At 60.5% G+C, this 11,504-nt stretch carries 10 protein-coding genes; 6 read left to right on the top strand and 4 right to left on the bottom strand.

Annotated features, from left to right (window positions below; translation table 11 throughout):
• Positions 1-64 precede the first annotated feature (64 nt).
• Positions 65-1,195, bottom strand: a complete 1,131-nt coding sequence (locus HX807_RS05925) for a catalase family protein (RefSeq protein WP_003211127.1) — start codon at positions 1,193-1,195, stop codon at positions 65-67.
• 31 nt (positions 1,196-1,226) lie between these two features.
• On the bottom strand, positions 1,227-3,038 hold the full coding sequence (locus tag HX807_RS05920; protein WP_177049483.1) for a di-heme-cytochrome C peroxidase: 1,812 nt from the start codon (positions 3,036-3,038) through the stop codon (positions 1,227-1,229).
• A 246-nt stretch (positions 3,039-3,284) separates the two neighbouring features.
• Here HX807_RS05920 and HX807_RS05915 point away from each other — a divergent pair, with 246 nt between their 5' ends.
• From HX807_RS05915 to HX807_RS05895, 5 genes are all read left to right on the top strand, one after another.
• Positions 3,285-4,025 carry an FKBP-type peptidyl-prolyl cis-trans isomerase gene (locus tag HX807_RS05915; protein WP_003211122.1) on the top strand — a complete coding sequence of 247 codons (741 nt, stop codon included), beginning with the start codon at positions 3,285-3,287 and terminating at the stop codon, positions 4,023-4,025.
• 463 nt (positions 4,026-4,488) lie between these two features.
• Positions 4,489-4,944, top strand: coding sequence for a YkvA family protein (locus HX807_RS05910; RefSeq protein ID WP_177049480.1), 456 nt, complete (start codon positions 4,489-4,491; stop codon positions 4,942-4,944).
• Positions 4,945-5,041: 97 nt separating this feature from the next.
• Entirely contained in the window at positions 5,042-5,380 is a 339-nt protein-coding gene (locus HX807_RS05905) for a helix-turn-helix transcriptional regulator (protein WP_003211117.1), read from the top strand.
• Positions 5,377-5,748, top strand: coding sequence for a hypothetical protein (locus HX807_RS05900; RefSeq protein ID WP_003211116.1), 372 nt, complete (start codon positions 5,377-5,379; stop codon positions 5,746-5,748). The genes HX807_RS05905 and HX807_RS05900 overlap by 4 nt, the downstream gene beginning before the upstream one ends.
• Positions 5,748-6,134, top strand: a complete 387-nt coding sequence (locus HX807_RS05895) for a sel1 repeat family protein (RefSeq protein ID WP_003211114.1) — start codon at positions 5,748-5,750, stop codon at positions 6,132-6,134. The genes HX807_RS05900 and HX807_RS05895 overlap by 1 nt, the downstream gene beginning before the upstream one ends.
• A 1-nt stretch (position 6,135) precedes the next feature.
• On the opposite strand, the gene HX807_RS05890 is transcribed toward HX807_RS05895, so the two are convergent.
• Both HX807_RS05890 and HX807_RS05885 read right to left on the bottom strand, forming a co-directional pair.
• Positions 6,136-7,914, bottom strand: a complete 1,779-nt coding sequence (locus HX807_RS05890; RefSeq protein WP_023659268.1) for a bifunctional diguanylate cyclase/phosphodiesterase — start codon at positions 7,912-7,914, stop codon at positions 6,136-6,138.
• 112 nt (positions 7,915-8,026) lie between these two features.
• A complete protein-coding gene (locus HX807_RS05885) occupies positions 8,027-10,108 on the bottom strand; it encodes a carboxy terminal-processing peptidase (protein ID WP_023659269.1) in 2,082 nt (693 codons plus the stop codon).
• A 138-nt stretch (positions 10,109-10,246) separates the two neighbouring features.
• On the opposite strand from HX807_RS05885, the gene HX807_RS05880 reads away from it, so the two are divergent.
• A complete protein-coding gene (locus tag HX807_RS05880) occupies positions 10,247-11,209 on the top strand; it encodes a zinc-binding dehydrogenase (protein WP_087694978.1) in 963 nt (320 codons plus the stop codon).
• The last annotated feature ends 295 nt before the right edge of the window (positions 11,210-11,504 follow it).

Genomic DNA, 11,504 nt, shown 5'->3' with positions numbered 1-11,504 from the left:
CTGTAAGAGCGGAACCAATAGCGGCCATAACCGCAGCAACGGATATGCACCCCACACCGCGGAGCTACAAATTCCGGCTATGCCGATAATCACTGACCGCCTCATACACCGCCTTACGCAACCGATTAATCCCCCCAATCGGCCGATGCGCCTCCACCCCAAACCACGGATTAAACGACTGATTATCACAAGCCAGGTTCAACGCCGGCGTATCAAAATCCTGCGCCGGAATCACCACCTTGGCCACCGTCTCAAACGGCGCATCACTCTCTTTCCATTCAATGCTGGTGTCCTCGATCGGCATGAACTTCTGCGGATTCTGCCGCTGAATCTGCAACACAAAACACGCCGCCACCCGGTCCGTCGACAGTTGCTGATTCAACGCACTGCGCAAAAAGTTCGGCAGGTCCTGATTCTGTTTGGGCAGCACATACGCAGGACACCCCTGGGGATCCGGCGCCACCCGAAACTTCGCATTCGCCGCCCCGAACTTATACGGCGACACCGAGAAATACGTCGTCTGCGTAGGACTCACCGGCGGCGGCGCCAACGTCGCCAGCGCGATAAACAAATGCCGCACCTGCCAACTGCGCGGATCCACCCCGGGGAAAAACGCCATGACTTTCTTGCCATCGGCCTGAGCCGAAATGTTCTGCGCATACTCCGCCACATCACTGACGAAAAAGTTCGGATGGCTGAACATCACAAAGTCCTGCTCACCCCGCGCCTGCTGATCCGCCAGCAGCTGTTTGCCTGGCACGTCCAGCAACTTGATCGCCATCCCCCGGGCATCCCGGATGCTGTCGAACTGCGGATACGCATTGCCGTTGGACAGTCGCATCATCGCCTGCCAGGTCTTGCCCGGCTCGGCGAACACGCCCTGGCGCAGGGCCGGGTCGAGGTCCGCCAGTACGCTGACCTCGGCCTTCACGCAGCCATGGGCCTTGGCATGCGCATCCCGCAGGTAACGCGTGCCTTCGCGGTGTTGGTCGACGATGCGCACGGCGGTCTGGATGATGCCCTGGGTCATGGCCGCTTCACCCGGCGGGATCTGTTCATCCGGCGAGACCGGGCCGCTGTGCTGCCAGGCAAACCACAGGGTGGACAGCAACCAGCCCAGCAGGCCCAGGCCCACCAGCCACAACAGGGTCTTGCCGAGAAACGCGCCGAGGCGCAGCCAAAGTCGAGCGAGCATTTAAAAATCCTTTTCTGCGAAGTCGGTTGGGTCAGGGCAGTTGCTGTTCCAGCGGGCCGCCCAGCACTTTCAAATATTCCAGCAGCGCCCAGCGTTCCTGGGGCAGCAAGCCTCGGCCAATCACCCCGTTGCCACGCTGCCCGGCACGGAATTCGTGGCCGCTGTTGTGGTTGCCGGTGATGCGCGTATCGAACAGGAACGCGTTGGGGAACGCAGCGGTTTGATAGCCCAGGTGGCGCGGGTCGTATTCGAAGGTGCCTTTATAGAAGGTCGGGCTGCGCTCGTCCTGAGGCGAGAGCAATTGGTAGATCGTCGGCACCGAGCCGTTGTGCAGGAACGGCGGTGTCGCCCACACCCCGGCCAGGGGCCGTGCCTTGTAGGCACGCAATTCGCGTACGCCGATCGGCAGGCCGAAGCCGTCCAGGCGCGGGCGTTCGGCAGGTGTCACACCGGCGGCACGGTAGGCGTGGTCTTCGACAAAGGCGGTGATGTAGGCCAGGCCTTTGGCTGAAGAGAGGCTGCGCAGGTCCAGCGGCTCGGTGGGCGTGGGGTGCAGTTCGACGTTCATTTTCGCCAACTCCGCCGGGTCCCATTGCAGGGCGCTGAGGTCGAAGCGGTGGTCAGCGATATTGTTGGCAGTAGCGGGGTCGGTGCCGATGACTTCCACCGGGAGCATTTTCAACTGGCGCACCGGGCGGCCATCGACCTGGGACACCGCTGGCACGTGGCAGCCGGCGCAGTTTTCCGCGAACAGTGCGCGACCCTGGGCGGCCAGCGGTTTGTCGATGGCGCCGAACAGGTCTTCGGGCCAGGTGGGTGGCTTGAGCCGTTGCAGGGTTTCTTCGATGGTATTCAGGTCGCGAACCCGCACGCTGGAGGCGTAGCGCGCATCGCCCTGGAGCGGCTGGCCGGCGCTGTCGAAGAAGTCCAGGGTGGCGCCGACGCCCAGGGCTTCGCCGATATTGCGGGCCATGGGTTGTTGGGCCGAGCCATTCCATTGCACCCAGTCGAAGGTCCAGATGTCCCACAGTTGCGGGTAGTCCACCGGGGCGTTGGCGATGCGGTAGTTGTCGGGGGAAATGGCGTCGCCGAAGCTGGCGTTGGCGATACGGCCAAAGGCGTCGGTGCGGCCCGGGCCTTCTTCGGTGGGGTAGAGGCCACGGTGGGTGTCGTTCCAGGCAACTTTGAGGAAGTTGTTCAGGGACTTCTTGAAGTCCTGGCGCAGTTGCGCTGCGGTCTGGTCGTCGTAGTCATGGCCCAGCACGGTGCGGGCAAAGCGCTCGAATTTCCACGGGTTGTAGTAGGTCGAGGCCAGGCTGGCGACCAGTGCCTGGCCGAAGCTGCCGCCGCGCAGGGTCGGCACGCTGGACGGCAGCACATGTTGCGCCGGGCCACCGTCGATCCGCAGGCCCTGGCCTTTGAAGTTCAACTGGCCGGTGTGGCAGGCGGCGCAGGTGATGTCGAGAAACTCATCATTGCTGCCAGTATTTTTATGCCGGGCGAAACCCACCGGCAGGTTGCCGGGGTTTTGTGCAGTCGGCACTTGCCTGGGATCTACCAGGAAACCGAAGCGCGCCAGGTACTCGGGCGTGGCGAAACGCTGTTCGGAGAACGGCAGTTCCAGTGCGGTAAACCAGGCATAACGCAGGCCCTTGACCTGGGTGCCCTGGGGCGTGAAATAGTAGGTCTGGCGATCTGCGGCGCTCCATTGATCCTGGTAGTGCACCTGTTCCACCGGCACGTAGACCGGCAGCTTCGGGTTGACCACGTAATAGAGCACCACCGCCAGGACCAGGCCCAGCAGTATGAAAATCATCAGCAAAACACGGGAAAAAATGCGCAAGATAACTATCCTTGTCGAGTTGTAGCGTTCTTATGCCATCAGGCCAGCAGTGCGGCAAGTGGCCATGAGTCTCGTTCCAGCGCTGCTGCCGTCCGTTGCAGGGCCCTGGATTGAATGAAAATGCTTTTAAACACGTGAACTTATCAGAAGTTTCCTGCTCACATGCCGGTAGCCATTGGTCGTGGCCGCCTGATAAGCTCGCGACTTTACTCGAATGCCCTTTTGGCACACGAACAAGGAAATAGCATGAAACAGCATCGGTTGGCGGCGGCGGTGGCCCTGGTTAGCCTGGTACTTGCGGGTTGTGATTCGCAAACCAGCGTAGAGCTGAAAACCCCGGCGCAAAAAGCTTCCTACGGTATCGGCCTGAACATGGGCAAAAGCCTTGCTCAAGAAGGTATGGATGACCTGGACTCCAAAGCGGTAGCCCAAGGCATCGAAGATGCCGTCGGCAAGAAAGAACAGAAGCTGAAAGACGACGAGCTGGTCGAAGCCTTCGCCGCACTGCAAAAACGTGCTGAAGAGCGTATGGCCAAGATGAGCGAAGAGTCGGCAACCGCCGGCAAGAAATTCCTCGAAGAAAACGCCAAGAAAGACGGCGTTGTCACCACCGCTTCCGGTCTGCAATACAAGATCGTGAAGAAAGCGGACGGTGCTCAACCCAAGCCTACCGACGTAGTGACTGTTCACTACACCGGCAAGCTCACCAACGGCACCACCTTTGACAGCTCCGTGGATCGCGGCAGCCCGATTGACCTGCCGGTCAGCGGCGTGATTCCAGGTTGGGTCGAAGGCCTGCAACTGATGCACGTTGGCGAGAAGGTCGAGTTGTACATCCCGTCCGACCTGGCCTACGGTGCCCAGAGCCCGAGCCCGGCGATTCCAGCCAACTCCGTGCTGGTATTCGACCTGGAACTGCTGGCCATCAAGGACCCGTCCAAGGCAGACGCTCCTGACGCACCGGCGGCTCCTGCTGCCAAGAAGTAATCAGCGCCTGAACACACAACGCCCCGTCTCGACGGGGCGTTGTTGTTTCTGGCCTGTGCGATCGTTCCCACGCTCTGCGATCGTTCCCACGCTCTGCGTGGGAATGCATCCCGTGACGCTCTGCGTCACCATTGCGCATAGCTTAAGCCTAGCGCTAACAGCGAGCGCGGAGCGCCACAGGCGGCATCCCCACGCAGAGCGTGGGAACGATCAGTTGAATCCAGGGCAAATTCAACCGAACCCATGCGGGCTAGAGCAGTCTGATAAAAGACCCGAGTACGGGTAGACGCAGATTATCTCCAAGTCAATGAATTCTTGGGTTTTTTTTATGTGCGCAAAAAACGCCCGATCTGACTGTAGGCCTTGTATTACGTGGCTTTCAGCCTGGAAAATAGGCTCTGTTCACAAGGTTATCCACAATTTGTGTGGATAACCTTTTCTGTCGCCTGGAACTGGAGTGACGATGAAAGCCCCGTTTAATTTCACCCGCTTCCTGCCCATGGCTGCTCGCCTGCTTGGCCGTGGGCGCTTGCCGACGTTGCTGTTCGCGGTCGCCGCCAAAGGCTCGAGCCAGGGCAACCGGCTGGGCAAGCTCAAGGACGACCTCAAGCTGCTCCAGGCCTTATGCCTGGCCTACTGGCGCGGCGAGTACCGGGCCATCAGCCCCAAGGCGCTGATTTCGGTAGTGGCAGGGTTGATGTACTTCCTGAGCCCGATTGATGCGATCCCGGACTTTATCCCGGTGTTCGGCATGCTCGACGACATTGCTGTGCTGGCGTGGGTCATGAAGACCCTCGACGGCGAACTGAGCGCCTTTCGCGCCTGGCGCGAGCGTCAGCTCCCCGAGAAGCTTGTGGTGGTTGAGCGCCTTCCTGCGACGCCGCAGCTGCTTACGCAAGAACACCTGAAAAAAAACTGAACCTTGGGAATATCCCCCTGCGCTCTTTGTGGCTGTTAGGATTACACTCCTAAGGAAAGTACTTACGAAGTAAGTGTTGTGATCCTACGGGGCAGTCATGGATATTCAGATAATTACAAAGGATGGCGAGCCCGAATATGCGGTTCTGCCATGGGCTCAGTATCAGGCGCTGTTAAAAGCTGCCGGTCAGCAACAGCCAACGCCTCCCGCTTCGACCATTAGCCAAGCCACTGCCGAACCGGATCTGCGCCCCCTGGAGCAGCTGCGAAGCCTGCGCGAGGCCAAGGGCCTGGCCATCGAGGTTCTGGCGCGCACGGTGGGCATCAGCCCGTCTTACCTGGGCCTGATCGAAAGCGGTGAGCGCCAGCCGGACGCAGCCATCCGCCGCAGCCTGGCCTGGGAACTTGGCGTTGCAGGTTGGAGGGACGAAACGTGAGCGTACGCATCAGCCGTCAACATTGGGATGGGTTACTCAACGAGCTGGACCAGGCGCGCCGACAGCGCCACCTCTTGACCTACCGCGCCTTGCTGGAGCGCCTGCAATTTCCCACGCCGGCCATGCAGACCCTGACGGCTGCGCTGGAGCACCTGGCGGCGCTGGATGCCAAGGCCGACCAACCACTGCGCAGTTCCCTGGTGATCAGCCAGGGCGCCAGTCGCCTGCCACGTACCGGTTTCTTTGAATGCGTGGAGCGTCTCGGGCGCTTCTGCGGGCCGTCCGATGGCGTGGCCGCGGCGTCGTGGCACGCATCCGAAGTGGTGCGAGTATTTGAATACGATTATCCCGAGTCAGCGGAGGCGTAGTGTTCTGGAAGCTCAAGGCGTATGCCAGTTACTGGCTGGCGCGCAAGTTGTTTCATTGGTCCTGGTTCGTGCGACAGCCGCGTGGCTGGCAGTGGCTTGAAGGCCAGTTCGCGCGCATGGCCAATCTGGGCGACGTAGGAGCACAGAGTTTCTACGGACATATCCTGACGTTTCGTGGCAAGGGCCTTGGCGCCCGTGAAGAAGGCGTGCGACTGTTGCGGCTGGCGGCCCTGGCCGGCGACGGCAAGGCGGCCTACCAGATTGGGGTGTTGAGCCTTGCGGGCAGCCTTGGCAAGGCGCCTGATCCGCTGGAGGCGGCACGCTGGTGGAAAATCGCCGCCCGAGCCGGGCACCCGTTGGCGCAGATGCGCCTGGAGCAACTCTGATCTAGAGCGGCTGCGGTTCTGCCTGGCCCAGCTCCAGGCTGTCAATCACATGAATGCTGTAGCCCGCCACGTTCTTCGCGTGGTGCTTGGCTTGCGAGGCCAGTTCCGCCAACTGGCTGGCATCGAGTTGTCCACAGGCCTGTGGATACAAATGCACCACGCCGATGGACAGCGACAGCAGCGCAAACTCCTGGCGCACGCCCTGGCGGTTCAGTGCAACGAAACAGCCCGCGTCCAGATGCTCGCTGCGATAGAAGCGCCGGCACTGGGTGTGGAAGTCGTCCAGCAACTGGTTCAGCCGCTTGCGCCAATCCTGCGGCCCCAGCACCAGCAAAAAGTCATCACCGCCGATATGCCCGACGAAGTCGCGGCTGGGGTCTACCCGGTCGTTCAGGCATTGCGCCAGGCACAGCAGCACTTCATCGCCCCGGCCATAGCCGTAGATATCGTTGAATGGCTTGAAACTGTCGATATCGACGTAGCAGATCACAGACTCGCGTTGTTGCTGCAACAGCCGCGTCAGGCACTGCTGGATGGGGACGTTGCCCGGCAGCAAGGTCAGCGGGTTGGCATAGCGTGCCTGCTGGATTTTCAGCTCGGTAATCAGCTTGAGCACATCGATCACCCGGCCCAGCCCCAGATAATCGCCGTTGAGGGTGATGATGAAATCTTCCTCGATCCGCTGGCGTGCGCGACTGGTGAGCAGGCGGCTGACCTGCTGCAAGGACTGGCTCAGTTCCACCGCGAGAAAGTCATCACTCATCAAGCGGCTGATGGGCTTGCGGGCGAACAGATCGGTGGCGAACGGCTTGAGCAGCGCATCTGACAGCGAGTGCCGGTGCACGATGCCAATCGGGTGGCCACGCTCATCCAGCACCGCCAGGGAATTGAGGTTGGCCTGGCGCCGAAAGGCTTCCAGGACCTGCGCCGTGGCAGTGTGCTGGCCCACGGCCGGTTGTTCGTTGAGCAGGGCGCTGAGGTCGCTGCCTTCGTCGTTCAGCGCGACGTTGGCGTTGTCGGGCTTGGGCAGCATCAACCGCGCTTCCTGCGGCGGGTGTTCCTGGGGGCGGCAGAGCAGGTAGCCCTGCACCAGGTCGACGCCCATCTCGGTGAGCACCGCCAACTCTTCCGGCAACTCGATGCCTTCGGCGATGACCTGGGCCCGGGAGGCCTTGGCGATTTGCAGGATGGAGCCGACAAACTCGCGCTTGAGGGCGTCCTGGTGGATGCCGTCGATAAAGTGTCGATCGATCTTCACGTAGTCCGGGCGCAGCTCCGACCACAGCCGCAGGCTGGAATAACCGGCACCCAGGTCATCCAGGGCAATCGAAAAGCCCATGGCGCGGTAGTGGTGCAGCGCGGTTTGCAGCAGTTGAAAATCGTCGGTCGGGGTTTGCTCGGTCAGTTCGATCACCACCTGGCTGGGCGGGATGCCGAAGTCGCTGAGCAGTTGCAGGGTACGGCCGGGCTGGTGGGCGGTCTCCAGCAGGGATTCGGGTGAGACGTTGAGAAACAGCTTGCCCGGCAGTTTCTGCTCGCTGAACCGCCGGCAGGCACTTTCCCGGCAGACCATCTCCAGCTCACTGAGACGCCCGGCGTGACGGGCCACGGAGAACAGTGCGACAGGGGAGTGCAACGGGCTGTTGGACGGGCCGCGACTGAGGGCTTCATAACCGATGACGCGTCGTTCAGACAGGGAAATGATGGGTTGGAACAGGCTGTGCAAACTGCCTTGAGCCAGGATTGAGCCCAATGCATTCAGCTGTTCGGTCATGGTCATGATTTTCTCGGGTCGAAAAAAAAGGACCTGCTTTGGCAGGTCCTTCATTTCACGACAGAATGATGTCTATTTGATGACACTCCGAGGAGCGTTCACATTAAATCGCCATCATTTACTGCTTGGCCACCGTCTTGCTGATTTTCAAGTAGTCCAGCAGGATGCGCCCGGTCTCGCTCAGGTAGGCATCATCTTCCGGCTTGGTTTTATCAGGCTCGGCGGCGATCGCGTCTTCGTCTTCTTTCTTCAGTTCCTTGAGCGGGGCTTCGCCTTTCGCCTTGCGGCGGGCGTTCTCCAGCACCAGTTGCTGATTCTCGATGTCGGTGTGCTGCGCACGACGGTCGGCTTCGTTCAGGCTGACGGTTTTCTCTTCCATCAACTTCTTGGCCAGGGCCAGTTTGTCGCGGATGAAGATGAACTCGGCATCCTTGGCGGAGCGGGCTTCGTGATCAGCTTTCAACTCTGCGATGTACGGTTTGAACGGGTCTACCGCAGGCTTGATCGCAGGACGGATGGTGTCCCACGGCATCGCCTCGGGCAGGGCGCTCTCGCCGATTTCCTTGGTGTCGATGATCGACGGGAAATCGACGTCCGGCAGTACGCCCTGATGCTGGGTGCTCTGCCCGGAAACCCGGTAGAACTTGGCCAGGGTCAGTTTCAGCTCGCCATGGTTCAGCGGCTGGATGGTCTGCACGGTGCCTTTGCCGAAGGTCTGGCCGCCGATGATCAGCGCACGGTGGTAGTCCTGCATCGCGCCGGCAAAAATCTCCGAGGCGGATGCCGAGAGGCGGTTGACCAGCAACGCCATCGGCCCTTTGTAGAAGGCACCCGGGTTCTCGTCTTCCAGCACGTCGACACGGCCGTCAGCGTTACGCACCAGCACGGTCGGACCCTTGTCGATAAACAGGCTGGTCAGCTCGGTGGCTTCCTGCAGGGAACCGCCGCCGTTGTTGCGCAGGTCGATGACCACGCCGTCGACTTTTTCCTTCTGCAATTCTGTGAGGATTTTCTTAACGTCGCGGGTGGTGCTCTTGTAGTCCGGATCACCGGCGCGGAACGCTTTGAAGTCCAGGTAGAACGCCGGGATCACCACCACGCCGAGCTTGTAGTCCTTTCCATCCTGCTTGAGGTTGAGGACTTGCTTCTGGACGGCCTGGTCTTCGAGTTTCACCGCTTCACGGGTGATGGACACGATCTTGCTGGTCTGGTCGTTCGGTGCGTTGGTGTGCGGAATCACTTCCAGGCGCACCACGCTGCCTTTCGGCCCGCGGATCAGCTTGACCACTTCATCCAGGCGCCAGCCGACCACGTCGACCATCTCTTTGTCGGCCTGGGCCACACCGATGATCTTGTCGGCCGGGGCAACCTGCTTGGTCTTGTCGGCCGGACCTGCCGGCACCAGACGCACGATCTTCACCTGGTCGTTATCGCTTTGCAGGACGGCACCGATGCCTTCCAGCGACAGACTCATGTTGATATCGAAATTTTCCGCGTTATCTGGCGACAGATAATTGGTGTGCGGGTCGTAGGACATTGCGAAGGTGTTGATGTAGGCCTGGAAGATATCTTCGGCACGGGTCTGATCCAGACGTGCCAGCTGATTCTTGTAGCGCTTGGTCAACAGTTCCTGGATGGCCTTCGGCTCTTTGCCGGCGATCTTCAAGCGCAGGACTTCATCCTTGACGCGCTTGCGCCACAGGTCGTCCAGCTCGGCTTCGGTGGTCAGCCAAGGAGCGTCCTTGCGGTCAACCAGCAAGGTCTCTTTCTTGGTGAAGTCGAACTTGTCGACACCTTTGTCCAGCTCACCAATGGCGAAGTCCAGACGCGCTTTGACGCGGTCCAGGTAGCGCTTGTAGATGGTGAAGCCGGGCTGCAGGTCACCGCTCTTGAGGAAGTCGTCGAACTGCGTCTTCCACTTGTCGAACTCGGTGATGTCGCTGGCCAGGAAATAGCTGCGCGAGGGATCCAACAGCTTGAGGTAGCTGTCGTAAATGATCACCGAACGAGCGTCGTCCAACGGCGGCTTGCTGTAATGGTGGCGCTTGAGCAACTCGACGACGTTAAGGCTGGCAATCACCTCATCGCGATCAGGCTGAAGGTTGTCCCAGCTGTTGGCTGCGAACGTATTGCTCGACAGCGGCAAAAGGCCGATACCGATAAAAAGAGCGAGGGCGGTGCTGGGGAACAAATGCTTCATGCTGATTCGACGCGGGGGCAATTGATAACGCATATTAGGCCGTCTTTGAAGTCGCCGGTTCCATATGGGCCGGTCGCATAATGCAAAAAGCCCGACGCTACAGCAACGGGCTCAGTCCAGACTCACTATGGAGGCACTGTGAAAGCATTGCAAGGCGTTGAAGGTCATGTGGAGTGGCAAGAAGAGCCAAGTCCTACATGCGATGTAGGCCAAGTACGCATTCGCGTGGCGGCTGCGGGCCTGAATCGCGCCGATTTATTACAGCGTTCGGGGCTTTATCCGCCACCTCCCGGTGCCAGCCAGGTGCTGGGCCTGGAGTGTTCCGGGGTGATCAGCGAAGTCGGCGCCGGTTCGTCGTGGCAAGTGGGGGATCGGGTTTGCGCCTTGCTGGCTGGCGGCGGGATGGCTGAAGAAGTGGTGGTGGATGCGCGGCATGTGCTGCCGGTGCCGGAGGGTGTGTCCCTGGTGGAAGCGGCCGGGTTGCCCGAGGTGTACAGCACCGCGTGGCTGAATCTGTTCCAGTTGGCGGGCCTCAAGCCCGGTGAGAAGGTGTTGTTGCATGCCGGCGCCAGTGGGGTGGGCTCGGCGGCGATTCAGTTGTGCAAGGCGTTTGGCAGCCCGTGTTGGGTCAGCGTGGGGTCGGCGGATCGCCTTGCGTACTGTGAAGCGCTGGGGGCTCAGGGGGGTGTGGTACGTACTGACGGCATCGAGGGCTTGAGGGATTTTGGACCGTTCGATGTGATTCTTGACCCGGTGGGGGGGAATTACGCGGCGCTGAATCTCAAGCTGGTGGCGCGTGATGGGCGCTGGGTGTTGATTGGGTTGATGGGGGGGCGTGAGGCGCAGATCGATCTGGCGCAGGTGTTGGCCAAGCGTGTGCAGGTGTTGGGGTCGACGTTGCGCAGTCGGGATGATCAGTTCAAGGCTGACTTGTTCAGTGACTTGAGCCAGCATGTTTGGCCGTTGTTTGCCGAGGGGCGCTTGAGTCCGCAACTGGCCAGGACGTTTCCGATCAAGGATGCCGAGGCTGCGTTTGCGGAGCTGGCGACTAATCGGATTTCCGGGAAGCTGGTGTTGGTGATTGACGAGAGTCTGACCTGATTTCAGATGCGACATTTGTGTTGGGGGGGAGTTGGGCTGGGTGTATATCCGTTATTTTAGTAACGGCGACTATTGGTTCCGCTCTTACAGCGGCTCACTTTTGAAGAGCGCAAAAGTAAGCAAAACGCTCTTGCCCCACCACTCGGCACCTCGCCTAGGCTCGGTGTGCCCTCACTCCGGCTTTGGACCGTGGGCCGCCGTCATGGGCCATCCTTGGCCCAGGACGGCTAACCCGGCGTCCTGCCGGGTTACCCACGCTCCAAAGCCTGCGTTCGGCCAGCGTGGTTTAACGGGG

The sequence above is a fragment of the Pseudomonas sp. D8002 genome, from assembly GCF_013385695.1.
Classification (GTDB): domain Bacteria; phylum Pseudomonadota; class Gammaproteobacteria; order Pseudomonadales; family Pseudomonadaceae; genus Aquipseudomonas.
Note: the sequence above shows the minus strand (reverse complement) of the source record. Positions and strands in the feature narration are given on the sequence as shown.